The sequence below is a fragment of the Mucilaginibacter conchicola genome, from assembly GCF_003432115.1.
GTDB classification, from domain to species: domain Bacteria; phylum Bacteroidota; class Bacteroidia; order Sphingobacteriales; family Sphingobacteriaceae; genus Mucilaginibacter; species Mucilaginibacter conchicola.
The window spans coordinates 362,252-378,039 of sequence record NZ_QWDC01000002.1 but is presented as its reverse complement, the minus strand read 5'-3'; the positions used below and the strand labels follow the sequence as shown (position 1 = coordinate 378,039).

Sequence of the window (15,788 nt, the reverse complement as noted above, 5' to 3'; positions counted from 1 at the left end):
AAGCTGGCTATGTGGTTATATTTACGGTTCAACAAACCTTAATTAACCATGCGCCGTTTTATTGCCCTCATCCTCATTGCGTTTGCCAATGTTGGTACGTTTGCTGCCGCCCCTGCTTTCGATATCAAGAACCTAACCCTTAGCTGGGAAGTGGTTGATAATAATTACCAGAACAAGCAGCAGGCACTTACGGCGCTTATAATCACCAACAACGGTACCGAAACGCTGCCGGCAGGCGGCTGGAAGATCTATTTCAACTCATCGCGCAATTTTTTAGCCGATGCTGCCAGCGGCAATGCCAAAATACTGCAGGTAAACGGCGACCTGTACAGCATCACCCCAAACCAAAACTTTAAAGCCATAAAGCCTGGCGAGAGCGCCCGTATCGATTACATCTGCGAGGATATTGTGATCAACTATACAGATGCCATTGAGGGCCCTTATTTTGTGTTTGATGCAACGCCCGGGAAAGGTTACCTGCCCGGCAACTTCATCATTAAACCCCTCGACCCAAAATATGCCGGACTGGTTACTCCCGAGGTGATCTTTAACCAAAACAAAAACATTACCGATATCCCTGCCGATAAATTGCCTAAGATAGTACCGCTACCATTAAGCTATCAGGAAACAACGGGAACTTTCACGATTGATAAACAAGTGCTGGTTAATGTTATCAATAAAGATCAGCGTTATGCAAAAGAAGCTTCGTACCTGAAAGGGCGACTTGAAAAATTATTGGGCACCGAAGTAAATAAGAAAGATCCGCTTTCGAGCACTATGAAAATAATCAACCTGTATTACAAGGTTGGCTTTGGTAATGAGGGGTATGAGCTAAGTGTTAAACCTAATGCCATCGAGATAAACGCATCAACCCCAACAGGTGCATTTTACGGCGTGCAATCATTAATAAACCTTTGTCCGTCCGTAACAGGTACGGACAGGCCGAACAGCATTACCATACCATGTGTTGAGGTTAAAGACTCGCCGCGTTTCCCTTACCGTGCCGTGATGCTTGATGTTGCCCGCAATTTTCAGAACAAACAACAGGTGCTTCGCCTGCTGGATCTGATGGGAGCTTACAAACTCAACACCCTGCACATGCACCTTACCGATGATGAAGGCTGGCGCATCGAGATACCATCCCTGCCCGAACTAACTTCTGTAGCATCAAAACGCGGGCACACGCTGGATAGCAAACACTTCCTACCGCCATCGCACGGTTCTGGTCCCGATTTTAGCAACAAGGCCGGTACGGGTTTCTATACCGTTGCAGATTATGTAGAGATACTGAAATACGCCAACGAGCGCCACATTACCGTACTGCCCGAGATTGAAACGCCCGGCCATGCGCGTGGCTCAATTAAGGCTATGCAGGCGCGTTACAACCGCCTTATGGCTGCAGGTAACAAAGCCGAAGCTTCAAAATATCTACTGTATGATGCCGGTGATCAGTCAGACTACCGCTCGGTACAGTACTGGAACGATAACGTGATAGATGTTTCCCTGCCATCGGTTTATACCTATGTAGAGCGCGTGGTTGATGACCTGGTAGCTATTTATAAACAAGCCGGTGCGCCGCTGCCTGCCATCCACTTTGGTGGCGATGAGGTGCCTGCTCACGTATGGGAAAAATCGCCTGCTTTTGCGGCGCTGAAGAAAACCCATCCCGAAATAAAAAACACCGGCGACCTGTGGTACTACTTCTATGGCCGAGTAAACAGCATCCTTAAAAAGAAAAACATAAAACTATCCGGCTGGGAAGAAATGGCCCTGCGCAAAACCACTGTAGACGGGCATAATACTTACCTGCCCAACCCACAATTTGTGAACGAGGGCATGCAGGTTGATGTTTGGAACAACGTACTGGGCGACGGGCAGGAAGACCTTGCCTACAAACTGGCAAACGGCGGCTACAAAACCGTGCTTACCTGCGTTACCAACCTGTATTTTGATATGGCCACCTACAAAGGCTGGGACGAGCCGGGCTACTACTGGGGCGCTTTCTTAGGCATTGATAAATTCTTCTCGTTTATACCTTACGATTATTTTAAGAATGCCGATGTAGATAAACAGGGTCGCCCTATTGACCGCCGCATATTTGTGGGCAAACAGCGCCTTACCGATTATGGTAAAGAGAACATCATAGGCTTGCAGGGTGCGCTATGGGCCGAGACCGTAAAATCGCCACAGCAAATGGAATACATGATGTTCCCTAAACTGATCGCCTTAGGCGAACGCGCATGGGCCAAAGACCCCGCATGGACTACCGAGCTGGATTCGGCTAAAGCCAAAAAACTATATAACGACGACTGGAGCCGCTTTGTGAATGTACTGGGCAAACGCGAACTGCCGCGACTGGCCTACGAAGGTGGTGGCTATGCTTTCAGGATACCAAAGCCGGGCGTTATACTGCAGGATGGTAAATACCAGGCTAACGTGCAATACCCCGGCATGACTATCCGCTACACTACCGATGGCAGCGAGCCAACCGCTACCAGCCCCGAGTATACCGCTCCGGTAAACGCCACCGGCACTGTAAAATTCCGCGTGTTTGATGTGAAAGGTCGCGGTGGTAACACAGCCCAAGGGAAGGAGAATGATAAGCCGGCAGCTTAGATGTGCAGATTTTAAATGTGCAGGTGTGCAGATGATTAATTAACCAATGCACCCATGCCCACCCACGCGTCATTGCGGGGAACGAAGCGATCTCCAAACTATACAAAAGCGGACCAGCCTGTGTAGAGATTGCTTCGTTCCTCGCAATGACGCGCTTTTATAAACAACTTATTTAAATATCCTCATCCCTCATTCCAGCCATTCATTTCCATAAAATAATCGCCGCATACAATACCGTTGGCAATAATAAGGTGCTCACCGTCGCGCTCCATATTATCGATAGCTATAGTGTGCACGCCGCCGTCAAACATGCCTTGCACCACGCTTTGTAATGTAGCAGATCCGTTATCGGCAGTGAGTAACTGGTCGCCGGTGGCAAGGCGGTCGGCTCTTTTAATTGTGCTGTCGGGTAGTTTAAAAAGCTGATCAGGGGTAACGATCAGATCTTTTTCATCGAAACGCAGATACATCATTACAGAGTGTGCTAAGGGCCCTGCGCCGCTGCTGAATATTACCTTTTTAGGCATCTCGCCGCCGGCAGTATAAGCCATGGCGTTATCGCCAATGTTAAACTCCTGAATTAATTTTACGCCCTCAGGCGTAGTGATTCGTGTTCCAAATGCAAAAGACATGGTTATAGGATTTTTTTAGGAAGATAAGGGTTTTTGAGTGATGGGAAGGAGATTTCAGATGTGCAGATTTCAAATGTGCAAATGAAAATTACATGGGCTTAAATTAATAAGCCATCCTTCTCCTCTCGAGAGGGGTTAAGAGTGTGTCTCTATTATAAAATACTAAAAATATTAGTATTTGCCAACCCTGTTACTTAACTTTGCTTAAAAGCGAAACCACCATGAGCACTACAGAACAACTCAGCAACCAGCGCCTGCAACTCCTTGCCGAAGCCCTGGAACTACTGGAAGACATGAAAATAAAAATGGCCCTCTTTGAAAGGCAACACTATTGCAAGCTTAAGGAAAAGGCAGAGAAGGTGGGGAAGAAGAGACAATTAAATCACTAAAGCTGAACGGTGTTTAAATTACGAGTATGGAATACTAACTTAATTTTCCTTGCTTTTATTTATTTTTTTCTTCCTTCTTTTTTATTGAAAAGAAAGTAAATAATTGATTGAAATCAAAAATATTTATTGCGTTTTGTATAACTAATGCGATGGAATAAAGCGTTAAAAAATTTGTTATAAATAATATAAAATAATTTGTCACAATCGCTGAAGTTGCGTTATGATTTAAATTACCTAAAATTCCTTCAAAATTAATGTTATCCAATATATCGATAATTAAACTTAAAAGGAATGAAAAAAGCAAAGCGATTGCTTGAGCTATTATATTAAATGCAAAAACACCGCTTATTTTTTCAATATGGTATGGAGATTCTGAACCATGCTTTTCTGTAAGAGCTTTAACCAAATTTTCGTTTGACAAGAATCCTATTATCAAAGCGAATGCTCCTAGATTAAATCCTAATAAAGTTGGCAAGCTTCCTAAAGCAATATTTAAAACTTTATTTATTAGTTCAAAAGGCAAGTTTGCATCATGATTACTTATTAAGAGAATAATAATAAATATCAAATTAGATATCGCTGAGAAATAAAACAGTTTATTTCTTTTACTTAGAAGTTCTTTCCAGCCATACAATCCCCATATACGTTTCCAACCAAAATCCATCTTTTATTATTTAAGGCCAAATACTTCTGATTTTATCAAAAAAGTTGTCAAAGAGATGAATTATATTGGATTCAAAAAAATCTTTCTTCGGAAATTGGCTTGTGCTTATGTCTACAAGGTTTCCTGATTGATCAACTATCTTAGCTCTCGCCTCGCCGTCTTCTTCAGAAAGTTCGAGAGCTCCTTTAATTATATCACTTTCTTGAATATTAATACTTTCATTTCTTTTTGAAACAACGACGAGAGTAGCATTTTTTGCATTACTTTTTTTTAAATCTTCATCTATAACTTTTTTAGATATTGATCCTATTCCTGAATTTGAATAGTTTAAATCTATTTCAATCCGTCTAATGGATCGGGCATTGGATAGCTTTGAGTTGAAATCCCGACCACTTACTACATCGACATGAATAAACTCACTGTCATCTTTAACCGAATTTAAGGCTTCTTCCCAAAATGCTCGAACTGGATTGGGAGAAATTGCTATTGAAGATTTAGTTATAAAAGAAAATTTATGATTTCGCGGGTCAAAAATAAAATCAGTTTCTACGGCGTCGGGGAATAACCCATCTCTTAATTGGAACTGTGAGTCTAAATCTAAAGTGTCTATGTCAAACCAGCTTTTATTTTCAAAATAAGTGAATTGTGCTAATTTCCCAAATAAGTAGATTGTCTCGCCGTTTTCTTCTTTCCTTAAAAGATGCTTAATAATGCAATGCTTGCCATTTGAAGACGGTTTGTGAATTTTACGGGTGTATACTTTATTTATCAATTCTATATACTCCAATCGCGTTGCATCCCGAGAATTATTATTTTTCCGTAATTTGATGTTGATAGTAAAAAAAGCGCGTCGTAAAATTTTGTCGACCATGTTGTGATAATTAGGTTAATACAATTAAAAGTGAATTTAAAAAGATTATTTCAAATAAAAACACCGTAAAAACACCTGATTTTCAATTAACTAAAGATTAAACCAAAAAAGCCTTCACTCGCGTGAAGGCCTTTTTCATTTCTATTAAACCCAAATGTTACTTCAGTTCAACGGGTACGCTTACGCGGGTTTCGTCGTAGAAGAGGTTGAGGGCTTTTGGTTTGGCACCGGCCGGTATGCGGTAGGTGATGTTTTCAGATTCGGCAGTGGCTTCGGGCTGGGCCGAGAAATAGCCGCCGTTGGTTTGGCTAATGTTGGTGTTGTTATCAAGGGCCAACCTAAACTCAGACGGGGTTAGGCCTACGTTGTTGCCACCCATTTTATTTTTATTGGTAACGCTCACTTTAAAAGTGAACTCGATACCTTCAGATTTACCGTCGGGGTCGCTAAGATCAGTAGCGCTAACGGGGATCACTTTTACAAGTGCTTCTTTCTGTTTGCCCAGTATGGCAGTATCGGGCGAGAAGGTTGCCGTATACGTTTTTGGTGCATTGCCTGGTGTTTCGGCAGGGGCTGCTTTATCAGTAGTTGGTGTGGCAGCTTGTTCAGTTGCGGTGCTGTCGCCTGCGGCTTTGTCGGTTTTTGATTTGCACGAGTAAACCATAACAGATGCTGAGAGCATGGCTACTAAAAATACTTTCTTCATAGTGATTTGTTTTAGATGGTGTTAAGTAAAGGCTATTATAAATATTGTAAATAAGTTAAGCTATAATATAACATTAACTATGCGTTAAGCATTTACATAGACAATTGGGAAGAGAAATTGTTGGGATAGGGAAGTTAAAAGTCAAAATTAAAAAGTCAGAAATGCCTTGTCATTCTGAGTGATAGCGAAGAATCTGTTAGGCCGCGTTTGTTTTTTGCAAAGGTCTGTGCCCTATCAACGTTAGTCCGCTCAATTGCCGCGGATGGACTTTGTCTTGATACAAAGTAACCAAAGATCATACAGCAAAGAGGCTTCTTTGCCGTACGAGGCCTTTGCCCTGCAAATCGTACAGAACCGCGGGCTGGAAATCTCTTACCCTGTCCGCTCAGGCCTTCGCTTCTGTAATAGATTCCGCAATGCCCTTGCCAACGCGCTAACCACCATTGTTCTGCCCGCTTTCGCCCGAAGCTTTTTTGCTGACGGGGCGAGAAAATAAAACTTGTCATTCTGAGCGTAGCGAAGAATCTGTTATTCTGCGTTTATTTTTAGGAAAGGTCTGTGTTGTAGTCAACGTTAGTCCGCTCAATTGCCGCGGAGGGCTGTTACTTTGTCTTGATACAAAGTAACCAAAGATCAAGACAAAAAAATCCTTCTGCCCACGAGCCTTTACGCTGGCTCGGTTTTTTGTCGGGCCTTTGCCCGCTTTTTAATATAGTTGCTGGCGCACGCGTGCCGCGTGTGCCGTTTACAGTAAGAGGCTTTTTTATACTAATTCTTAAATTCTGATTCAGACAGTTGCGTTAGTGATAGCAGTGGATACCGGCCCTTGTGGGTAAGGCCTGCAGGCGTATGAACGGATAGCACGCCCGTACGGAACGCCCGAAATATATAGCACGCGCCTTGTCTCATCTGAGATCTGCATGCCCGCATATTTGAAATTTGCACATCTAAAATCTGCACATCAGAAAACCCTACCTATTCTTTATCAAAACATAAGCTTTAGCCCACTTGTCGTGCCAGGCTTGTTTGCGATCGTCCCAAAGTACCCAAAGGTAGCCTATGAACAGGGCCGTGCCCGATACAATTTTGCCGACGTTGCGGATTAGCGCCCTAAAGAAGCTTAGCCTGCGTCCATCACTATCTACCACCGTAAGCCTGAAGAGTTTTTTACCCAAGCTACCCTGCAGCGGCGAAAACTCGCAAAGGGTATGGTACATGGCCATCACCAGGAAGGTAGTGATGTTAAACTGCATCATGGTATTAAGGTCGGTAACGGTAGCGCCACCATTCAGTGCACGTTCATAGATCTCTTTAAAATTCTCAGGCCTGAAGAACGATATCGGGTACGACATGATGAACGAATCGGCAATGTAAGCCAGCAGGCGCCAGCCAAAGCCTGCCAGGTTATCTTCGGTAGGGAAGTAGTAACCCTGTGCCTCAAAATAATGGAACAGCTCGGGCAGGTCAGATGCGCGCTGCCAGTCGGCGGCGTTGGGGCTCAGGATCAGCGTATCGGCATCAATATCGGCCTGCATGAGTTGCTCAAGCGTAAATGGGCCTTCTTCGGTTTTATCGCGTGCTATGTAGTAATTATCTTCCATTGTACAATTGTTGTGCGCCCGTTAAGAGTTAAGGGCATACATAATAATATTAACGCCAAATTTAGTGTTATCCTCGGCTAAAAATCGCTTATTTCTAAAATCATAATCCCACTCGCAGCCGTAATCTTTACTGCTGTACAAAACGCCAATGCGGCCGTTTATCTCAATGGCTTTAAGGTAATCATGCACGAGGTCGTCGCCCCAGCCGTTCAGCTCAAACGTTGTGGTGGGCGGGCCTTTCTCAAATTTAAAGAAAGCGCTGTATAGCTTATGGCTGTTAGGGATCTTCTTTAATGCTGACGGGCCAAACAGCGCCGCCATTTGCGCCTCAAATGATTTGGCAAAAAGGCCGTCGATATCGTGGTTACAATCGTCAACAAACACAAAGCCGCCGTTTTGTACGTACTGCTTAAAGTTGGCTTTCTCCTTAGCATCAAACTGCACCAGCTTATGCCCGCTGAGGTAGCAGAAGGGGTAATTGAAAATATCATCGCTGCTCAAAGGCACAACTTTTTCCTGCGGATTGATGGCTACGGTGGTGTACTCCAGTAACGAGTTGAGCAGGTTTGATGGCATGCGCTGGTCGGTATCCCAGTCGCCGCTGTGGTAACTGAGCCGGGTGAAGGTGAATTTTTGCGCCTGTGCCATAGCTGCTAAAATTAACACAAATATTTTGCCCGGGGGCGATGGATGGCATGCCGGTGCTGTAAAGTTTTGGATACTTTGTAGGTATACTTATAAAAAAATGGCGTGAATAGCTATCTTGTGATGGCCTCTCCCCCAACCCCTCTCTGAGAAGCAGAGAGGGGGGCTTTCTCTTTTTTGTGATAACAAAAAAGTTTTTTTACCCTCTTTCCGCGCAGCGAAGAGAGGGTCGACCAGCGAAGCGTAGTCGGGGTGAGTAAACGAAGCGCTGACAGCTTATTACAACAAATGCAACTAACTGAAAAACAACTCAACGCACTATTAGCCAAGCTGCCACAGCTTAAGGCAGAGATACAGAAGGTAATTGTAGGCCAGGATGCCATACTGGACGAGCTGCTTGTAGCTTTCCTTGCAGGTGGCCATTGCCTGTTGGAAGGCGTACCGGGGCTGGCCAAAACGCTTATCGTGAAAACCATGTCGCAGGCACTGAAACTGGCTTTTAGACGCATCCAGTTCACGCCCGATCTGATGCCTACTGACATCATCGGCACCGAGATATTGGAAGAAGATCATGCCACCGGCAAGCGTTTCTTCAAGTTCAATAAAGGGCCGCTGTTTGCCAATATTATACTGGCCGATGAGATTAACCGTACGCCGCCCAAAACACAGTCTGCATTGTTAGAGGCCATGCAGGAGTTTGAGGTAACTTATGGCGGGCAAACTTACCCGCTTGATAAACCTTTCTTTATACTGGCTACCCAAAACCCCATTGAGCAGGCCGGCACCTACCCGCTGCCCGAGGCACAGTTAGACCGCTTTCTGCTCCTTGTAAAAATTGGCTACCCAACCGAGCAGGAAGAGTTTGACATACTGAACCGTACCACCGGCACCAGGCAAGCCGACATACAAGCCGTAATATCTGCCGAAGAAATTATACAAGCCCAGGCACTGGTAAGGCAGGTAACCATTAATGAGGATCTGACGCGCTACGTTAGTCAGCTGATCCGTGCCACCCGCCCCGATACTACTACGGTTAGCTACGTAAAAGAATGGGTACGCTGGGGGGCAGGCCCCCGCGCAGGCCAGGCGCTGATACTAACGGCCAAAGCGCGCGCACTGCTTAAAGGCCGCTATACAGTATTGATGGAAGACATTCACGCTATGGCACCGGCCGTGCTAAGGCACCGCATCCTGATGAACTTCAGGGCCGAGGCTGAGGGGATAACATCTGATAAAGTAACTGAGGAATTGATAAAAGTGGTGGAGAGGAAGGGGGCGTTATAAAAATATGTCATTGCGAGCGATAGCGTGGCAATCTCACAGGACAAGTATGTAGGACCTGTCTATGAGATTGCCACGTCGCTCTCGCTCCTCGCAATGACACATTTAAAACTAATCTCTAATCAACTAATCACCAATCTCTAACCCAAAATGCTCAATCCTAAAACATTAACCACCATAAAAGATTTGCCATTACTGGCGAAAACGGTTGTTGATGGCTTTATGAATGGCTTTAACAAGAGCACGCTGAAAGGGCCGGGACTGGAGTTTAGCCAGTACCGCAGCTACCAGCCGGGCGATGACCTGCGCTGGTTGGACTGGCGCATGTTTGCCCGCAGCGACAGGTATTACATCCGCGAGTCGGAGACCGAAACCAGTATTTCGGTACGTTTTCTGGTGGATGCCAGCGCATCCATGAAACATGATGATAACGGGATTTTAAAGATAGAGTATGCTAAAATGCTGGCGGCTTCAATGGCCTGGCTGACTAACCTGCAAGGCGATTCAGTGGCACTGAATGTGTTTCAGGATGGTAAACTGTTCTCGCTACCTTCAAAGCCAGATCCGCAGCATCTGCAGCGCTTGTTATACCACCTGGAGCAGGTAAAACCAGAGGGACTGTTTACCAAACCTACCCATTATAAAGAGTTGTTCGCCGGCAATGGCCGCAAGGAATTACTGGTTTTTATCACCGATATGTATCAGGCCAATGGGGAAATATTTACCTTGCTGAATACCCTTGCTGCCCTCAGGCACGAGATCATCGTTTTCCACCTGATGGGGCAGAACGAACTGGATTTCGATTACAAAGGATACACCACTTTAGAGGACCTGGAGACGGGCGAGACAATCCAGATCAATGCCCAATCCGCAAAAGCAACTTATCAGGATAAATTGAAACAACACCTCGATACGATAAAAGCACAGCTGTTGGGCAAACGCATTGCCTACCGCGTGCTCAGCACATCGCAACCGCTTGATGAAGCCCTGAGAGAATTTTTGATTCAACGTAAAAAGGGACTGGTTTAATGGGGTTCCTTTCCCCTATATGGTTCCTCGCATTGGCAGCGCTCACAATCCCGCTGCTGATACACCTGTGGAATATCCGGCCGGGCAAAACCCTGAAGGTAGGCAGCATATCGCTCATCACAGAGGCTTCTAAAACCAGTAGTAGTAGTTTTAAATTACTGCATATCCTGCTGTTGATACTGCGTTGTTTGTTGCTGGCGCTGATAGCCATATTCCTCTCGAAGCCCGTTTGGGAGAAAATGATTTCCCCATCCAAAACAAAAGGTTGGATACTCATCCCGAAGGAAAATTTTAACGAGACCTACACCAAATTTAAACCCCAGGTTGATTCACTTACCGGCAAAGGCTACGAACTACATTATTTTAATGAGGGATTTGTAAAGCGTGATAGCACAAAGCAACAAGCAGATACCGCATCAAACACCAACTACTGGGGACTGGTAAAACAGCTTGAGCGGTCGGGGCAGGGCAGGCCGGTCTACATCTTCACTCCGAACTTCAAAAAGCATTTCAAAGGCAGCAAGCCAACCGTACATTTAAAACTGAAATGGCAAACCTATACCCAGGCAGATTCGGTAAGCAAATGGATAGCCTCGGCAGCGTTTACAAACGATGGCAGCATAAAAGTAACTGACGGAACAAGCACACCGCAAGGCACAACTTACGGCAGCAAGATCTTGAAAAACGATGGCGATGCTGTCCACACCGTCCGTACCCAAAACGGACGGACAAGCATCAGCCTAAATGGCAGCAAGGATGCGCCTGTTATAGTTGATACCACCACCCAACGCATCGCCATCTACACAGATAATTACCCGCTTGATGCAAAGTATCTGAAAGCCGCGCTGGATGCTGCTACTGCTTTTAGCGGCACTAAAACAACCATCAAACAATATAACAATACCGCAATTCCATTAGGCCAAACATGGCTGTTCTGGTTATCAGACAAGCCGGTGCCATCGAATATATCTACGCAGTCAAAGCACATTTTTGCTTACGCGGATGGGAAACCTGTAGATGTAAACTCATGGATTGAGCCGGGGCATATCGCTTTAAAAAAGCGCATCTCGTCAAAAGAGAATGATTCACAGGTTATCTGGACGGATGGCTTCGGCGATGCTATTCTTTCATACTCCAATAGCTCCCCCGCCAGCTGGCGGGGGCGGGGGGGGCTGTATACCCACTTCAACCCTGCATGGAGCGATCTGGTTTGGAGTGATGATTTTCCTGCCATGATATTAAAATTGCTGCAACAGCAACCGGCCAGCCAACCAAACGGGCGCGACCGCCGTATCATCAATAACCACCAGCTGCAGCCGGACATTGTTAACTATAATATGCCGATATCCCCGTTGCGCGAAAGCGGGCAAACTGATGTTTCCGGATACTTCTGGTTGCTGCTGATGGTGGTTTTTGCAGCAGAACGCGTTTTGAACTACAATATTAAACAAAGGGAAAATGGCTGAGCAGGGCGGTATATACAAAATACAAAGCCTGCGCAGGCGCTGGGTGATATACCACGTGCTGGAAGATATTTTGCTTTCGGTATACGCTGCCCTGTACATAGGCGCCATAGCGTATTACCTGGTATCGCAAACGCTGCTGTGGGGCATGTTGGCCTTCCCCGTAGTGTTGCTGCTGATATTACTGCTGCGCAAACCATGGCAAATCCCCGATGAAAAGATAGCCGCCTTCCTCAACAAAGAATACCCCGAACTGGAAGAGAGCGCCCAACTATTGCTTATCCCGTCTATTGATAAAAACATGCTACAAAACCTCGCCTCGGCAAAGGCAGAGGGTGTACTGAGCAACTTGAAAGTGTCGCATAAGCCTTTTGCTAAAAGTTTGGTGGTGGCATTTATATCGCTGTTGGTGGCTACGGGTTTTATATGGGCTTTAGGTAAGATATTTCATGTTGAACGCATTTTGTACACCCATGACCGTGATGTGGCTTTCTGCGCGCCCGAGAAACCCGAGGTGTTGCTGCCGCAGGTGCGCGGCGTGCATATTACTATTACGCCGCCAGCCTATATCAGTGCTGAGCCGTTTACCTGGGATAAATTCAATATTACAGTAAACGAAAATGCAAACCTGCTTTGGCAGGTGAAAACCAATGTTCGGGTAAAAGGCCTCTCGCTGGTGATTAATGATGTGCAGGAATTGAAACTGAAGCCTTCGGCAGATGGCAGGATGTGGACAGGCAGCAGGCAACTGAGCAAGCCCGGCTTTTACCAGGTAAAGATAGACGGCAAACTGTCCGACCTCTATAAGATCATTGTACTGAAAGATGCCCCGCCCGTTATCCACGTAAAAACGCCTAAGCCTTACACTTATATCGATGCAGGCGAGGCACAGCAGGTAAACATCAATACCGCTATTGATGATGATTATGGCGTGACTAACGCGCAGATCGTCGCCACCGTAGCCAAAGGCCGCGGTGAGGGCGTAAAGTTCACTGAATACAAAATTCCGTTTGCGGATGCCTTTGCCGAACGCAAGACCAAATACAACCTGCAGAAACTCATTAACCTGCCTGCCCTTAAAATGGAACCGGGCGATGAACTGTACTTCTACGTACAGGCGCAGGATACCTATAAGCAACAGAGCCGCTCAGATGTGTTCCGTGTGAGCATACAAGATACCGCAGAACTATTGAGCATGAACGGTATGGTAGCCGGCTCGAGCCTGAAGCCGGAGTTTTTCAGGAGCGAGCGGCAGATCATTATTGATGCCGAGCAATTACTGAAAGATAAGGATAGCATCAGCGTAGAGAAATTTAACGCCCGAAGTAATGATCTCGCTATCGATCAAAAATTATTACGCCTGCGTTACGGCAAATTCCTTGGCGAAGAAGCCGAGGATGAGATAGGTGCAGGCTCTAAAGAAGATGAAAGTCCGGAAGATTTTAGCAATGCCAAAAAGATCCTGAAAGAATATACTGACGACCACGATAATGCCGAGGATGCAGGCCTGTTTGAACCTGCCATAAAGGCCCAGCTAAAAGCCACCCTCACCGAGATGTGGAAAGCCGAGCTGCAACTACATTTGTATAAGCCACAATCGGCATTGCCCTTTGCTTACAAGGCTTTAAGATTACTGAAAGATCTGCAACAAAAATCGCGTGCCTACGTAGCCAAAACGGCCTACAACCCGCCACCGCTAAAACCCGAGAAACGCCTGAGCGGTGAATTGGATAAAGTCATAGATCCGAACAACAAGCAGGAAATAAAACCTTCGGCAGATAAGCAGCTTGCTTTGCGAAATGCCGTGGCCGTGCTGCAAACTTTAAAAGCTGGCAAAGCGGCTACCCCTGCCGACAAACGCGTTTTACAACTGGCCGATCAAAAGCTGAGCGAGAATGCTTCGGCGCAGCCGGGCGTTTACTTGCCTGCGCTGAATGCCATGCGGCGTGTCCTCTCCCTGTCCGCCCCAAAACGGACGGACATAGAACTGGTGGAACAAGCCATTCAGAAGAGTTTATCGCCATTAAAAACAACGCCATCATCAGCGCCGGTTGCGGCAGATATGGGCCTCTCCAAACAATACTATAAAAACCTAAACCGTTAATGCAAAGCCTGCCGCCATATATCATCATATCGGTTTGCGCCATTGCCGCAACGGTGTTTGCCGTGCTCGAAATTAAGCGACGGAACAAGACGCTTTTGGCGTGGAGATTAGTGGCGGTTGTGGTTGCAGTAGCAGCACTTGCTTGCATCGCCTTGCCTTTGAAATACGATAGCGAGCGGGCATTAAATACCGAAAAGAAAACGGTGCTGCTAACCGCAGGCTTTAATGCGGACAGCGTTGCCGCCGATTCTAACACTCTTGTTTATACGTTGGATGGAGCTATCAAGAAAGCTTATCCGAAAGCAACGCTTCTGAGAGGATTAGATGAGTTAACTGAAGCAAAAGCCAACACCTTGCACATCTATGGCGATGGTTTAAAAACTTATGAATTGTCGCAACTGGATAGCATGCCGGTTGCTTTCCATCCATCAGGCAAGCCGTCGGGTGTAACATCCGCAACCTGGGCGGCGCAACTCAAAGCAGGCGAGGCTTTACAGGTACAGGGTGTCTACAACAATACATCCACCCAAAAAGTAAAACTGGTGTTAAAAGGACTGGCTACCGGTTTGGATTCAGTTACTGTAGGGCCTAAATCAGAAACCCGTTTCAGTTTGTCAACTAAGCCCGCAGCTACGGGGCTGTTGGTTTATCAGTTATATGCCGATACCGCGTTAAAAGGCGATATCCCAGTGCAGGAAAAGCCTGTCAAGCCACTCCGGGTTTTAATGCTTTCGGCTTCGCCGGGTTTTGAGACCAAGTTTCTGAAGAACTGGTTGGGCAGTAACGGCTATGCCGTTGCGATGCGCACGGCCATCAGCAAAAACAAATACAATACAGAGTTTATCAATCTGCCGCAGACGAATATCAGCAGTTTATCCGCCTCAATGCTCAATAAATTTGATGTGGTTATCGGCGACCTTTCCGCCCTCACATCACTTAATCAGACTGAAACATCGGTGCTGAAAAAACAGGTTGATGATGGCGGTCTCGGTATCATCGTTCGTGCCGATAGTACTGATAAAAAAAGCTGGTTGCAGAACGGTTTCTTGGTCGATAGTCCCTCGGGGAAAGAAGCCGCGCCGTCCTTCATTAGCATTGATAACCAAAAAAGCCGTTCAGGTAAATTGCTTACCGGCAATGCGCAACTCATCCATCAAAACAGTACACAACAATTAGCATCCGCAGGTAATAGAACGCTCGCTGCTGCTGCTCAGACGGGCATGGGGAAAGTAGTTTTCACAACACTAAATAATACATACAGCTGGATGCTGGGCGGCGATAAAGAAGATTATGCCGCGTTCTGGTCGGTATTGATCGGCAAAGCTGCGCGCAAGGCTGATGATGCGCCATTGAAGATCTCGTTTGCCTCTTTACCTGTAGTGGGCGAGCCTATCAACCTAAATATTGAGCGTGGCGATGCAAATGCCCTATCAATAAATAATGAAGCCGTAGCCCCTGAGCAAAGCTTGTCCGTACCGTTCGCCTGGGTTGCGGACGGACAAACAAATACCCACGGCTGGCAAACACTGCAAAACGGAGAGAGCTTTGCCAATTGGTATGCTTATCCCGCTAACCAATGGCAGTCCATTCAATCTTCTGAAAAGATAAATGCTACTAAGGTTTATGCCAATTCTCATCCCAATACCTCAATTGTAACAAACTCGATACAAAGAAATGTTAGGATTGATGTGCCGAAAATCTATTTTTATGTGCTGCTGCTTGCAGCCTGTACTTTCCTTTGGATAGAGGCCAAGCGCCTAATCTAAATCCTCTCCAGCGGAGAGGAC

The 15,788-nt window shown here is 46.0% G+C and carries 14 protein-coding genes; 7 read left to right on the top strand and 7 right to left on the bottom strand.

Annotated elements, in window-relative coordinates:
- Window positions 1-48: 48 nt before the first annotated feature.
- Window positions 49-2,616 carry a family 20 glycosylhydrolase gene (locus D0C36_RS11345; RefSeq protein WP_117391747.1) on the top strand — a complete coding sequence of 856 codons (2,568 nt, stop codon included), beginning with the start codon at window positions 49-51 and terminating at the stop codon, window positions 2,614-2,616.
- Window positions 2,617-2,798: 182 nt separating this feature from the next.
- Here D0C36_RS11345 and D0C36_RS11340 read toward each other — a convergent pair whose 3' ends face one another.
- Window positions 2,799-3,248, bottom strand: coding sequence for a hypothetical protein (locus D0C36_RS11340; protein ID WP_117391746.1), 450 nt, complete (start codon window positions 3,246-3,248; stop codon window positions 2,799-2,801).
- A 221-nt stretch (window positions 3,249-3,469) separates the two neighbouring features.
- On the opposite strand from D0C36_RS11340, the gene D0C36_RS24520 reads away from it, so the two are divergent.
- The gene (locus tag D0C36_RS24520) at window positions 3,470-3,637 is read left to right on the top strand and encodes a hypothetical protein (RefSeq protein ID WP_158557105.1); all 168 of its coding nucleotides are present in this window, start codon (window positions 3,470-3,472) and stop codon (window positions 3,635-3,637) included.
- Window positions 3,638-3,692: 55 nt separating this feature from the next.
- Here D0C36_RS24520 and D0C36_RS11335 read toward each other — a convergent pair whose 3' ends face one another.
- From D0C36_RS11335 to D0C36_RS11310, 6 genes are all read right to left on the bottom strand, one after another.
- A complete protein-coding gene (locus tag D0C36_RS11335) occupies window positions 3,693-4,301 on the bottom strand; it encodes a hypothetical protein (RefSeq protein WP_117391745.1) in 609 nt (202 codons plus the stop codon).
- Between the two features lie 10 nt (window positions 4,302-4,311).
- On the bottom strand, window positions 4,312-5,172 hold the full coding sequence (locus tag D0C36_RS11330) for a DUF4747 family protein (RefSeq protein WP_117391744.1): 861 nt from the start codon (window positions 5,170-5,172) through the stop codon (window positions 4,312-4,314).
- Between the two features lie 157 nt (window positions 5,173-5,329).
- Window positions 5,330-5,878 (bottom strand): hypothetical protein, encoded by a 549-nt coding sequence (locus D0C36_RS11325; RefSeq protein ID WP_117391743.1) that lies wholly within the window; start codon window positions 5,876-5,878, stop codon window positions 5,330-5,332.
- A 787-nt stretch (window positions 5,879-6,665) separates the two neighbouring features.
- On the bottom strand, window positions 6,666-6,800 hold the full coding sequence (locus D0C36_RS24860; RefSeq protein WP_262512199.1) for a hypothetical protein: 135 nt from the start codon (window positions 6,798-6,800) through the stop codon (window positions 6,666-6,668).
- A 49-nt stretch (window positions 6,801-6,849) separates the two neighbouring features.
- Window positions 6,850-7,479, bottom strand: coding sequence for an RDD family protein (locus D0C36_RS11315; RefSeq protein ID WP_117391741.1), 630 nt, complete (start codon window positions 7,477-7,479; stop codon window positions 6,850-6,852).
- A 21-nt stretch (window positions 7,480-7,500) separates the two neighbouring features.
- Window positions 7,501-8,127 carry a DUF4159 domain-containing protein gene (locus tag D0C36_RS11310; RefSeq protein ID WP_117391740.1) on the bottom strand — a complete coding sequence of 209 codons (627 nt, stop codon included), beginning with the start codon at window positions 8,125-8,127 and terminating at the stop codon, window positions 7,501-7,503.
- A 285-nt stretch (window positions 8,128-8,412) separates the two neighbouring features.
- Here D0C36_RS11310 and D0C36_RS11305 point away from each other — a divergent pair, with 285 nt between their 5' ends.
- The 5 genes from D0C36_RS11305 to D0C36_RS11285 all read left to right on the top strand — a co-directional run bounded on the left by D0C36_RS11305 (window position 8,413) and on the right by D0C36_RS11285 (window position 15,767).
- On the top strand, window positions 8,413-9,408 hold the full coding sequence (locus D0C36_RS11305) for an AAA family ATPase (RefSeq protein ID WP_117391739.1): 996 nt from the start codon (window positions 8,413-8,415) through the stop codon (window positions 9,406-9,408).
- Between the two features lie 147 nt (window positions 9,409-9,555).
- A complete protein-coding gene (locus D0C36_RS11300) occupies window positions 9,556-10,434 on the top strand; it encodes a DUF58 domain-containing protein (protein WP_117391738.1) in 879 nt (292 codons plus the stop codon).
- The gene (locus tag D0C36_RS11295) at window positions 10,434-11,900 is read left to right on the top strand and encodes a BatA domain-containing protein (protein ID WP_117391737.1); all 1,467 of its coding nucleotides are present in this window, start codon (window positions 10,434-10,436) and stop codon (window positions 11,898-11,900) included. The genes D0C36_RS11300 and D0C36_RS11295 overlap by 1 nt, the downstream gene beginning before the upstream one ends.
- Window positions 11,893-14,001, top strand: a complete 2,109-nt coding sequence (locus D0C36_RS11290; protein WP_117391736.1) for a hypothetical protein — start codon at window positions 11,893-11,895, stop codon at window positions 13,999-14,001. The genes D0C36_RS11295 and D0C36_RS11290 overlap by 8 nt, the downstream gene beginning before the upstream one ends.
- Window positions 14,001-15,767, top strand: coding sequence for a hypothetical protein (locus D0C36_RS11285; protein ID WP_117391735.1), 1,767 nt, complete (start codon window positions 14,001-14,003; stop codon window positions 15,765-15,767). Before D0C36_RS11290 ends, D0C36_RS11285 begins: the two co-directional genes overlap by 1 nt.
- The last annotated feature ends 21 nt before the right edge of the window (window positions 15,768-15,788 follow it).

Bases quoted from the DNA above. Each gene is read 5' to 3' on its own strand.
- D0C36_RS11345 (WP_117391747.1), top strand. From the start codon at position 49: ATGCGCCGTTTTATTGCCCTCATCCTCATTGCGTTTGCCAATGTTGGT.
- D0C36_RS11340 (WP_117391746.1), bottom strand. From the start codon at position 3,248: ATGTCTTTTGCATTTGGAACACGAATCACTACGCCTGAGGGCGTAAAA.
- D0C36_RS24520 (WP_158557105.1), top strand. From the start codon at position 3,470: ATGAGCACTACAGAACAACTCAGCAACCAGCGCCTGCAACTCCTTGCC.
- D0C36_RS11335 (WP_117391745.1), bottom strand. From the start codon at position 4,301: ATGGATTTTGGTTGGAAACGTATATGGGGATTGTATGGCTGGAAAGAA.
- D0C36_RS11330 (WP_117391744.1), bottom strand. From the start codon at position 5,172: ATGGTCGACAAAATTTTACGACGCGCTTTTTTTACTATCAACATCAAA.
- D0C36_RS11325 (WP_117391743.1), bottom strand. From the start codon at position 5,878: ATGAAGAAAGTATTTTTAGTAGCCATGCTCTCAGCATCTGTTATGGTT.
- D0C36_RS24860 (WP_262512199.1), bottom strand. From the start codon at position 6,800: ATGCAGATCTCAGATGAGACAAGGCGCGTGCTATATATTTCGGGCGTT.
- D0C36_RS11315 (WP_117391741.1), bottom strand. From the start codon at position 7,479: ATGGAAGATAATTACTACATAGCACGCGATAAAACCGAAGAAGGCCCA.
- D0C36_RS11310 (WP_117391740.1), bottom strand. From the start codon at position 8,127: ATGGCACAGGCGCAAAAATTCACCTTCACCCGGCTCAGTTACCACAGC.
- D0C36_RS11305 (WP_117391739.1), top strand. From the start codon at position 8,413: ATGCAACTAACTGAAAAACAACTCAACGCACTATTAGCCAAGCTGCCA.
- D0C36_RS11300 (WP_117391738.1), top strand. From the start codon at position 9,556: ATGCTCAATCCTAAAACATTAACCACCATAAAAGATTTGCCATTACTG.
- D0C36_RS11295 (WP_117391737.1), top strand. From the start codon at position 10,434: ATGGGGTTCCTTTCCCCTATATGGTTCCTCGCATTGGCAGCGCTCACA.
- D0C36_RS11290 (WP_117391736.1), top strand. From the start codon at position 11,893: ATGGCTGAGCAGGGCGGTATATACAAAATACAAAGCCTGCGCAGGCGC.
- D0C36_RS11285 (WP_117391735.1), top strand. From the start codon at position 14,001: ATGCAAAGCCTGCCGCCATATATCATCATATCGGTTTGCGCCATTGCC.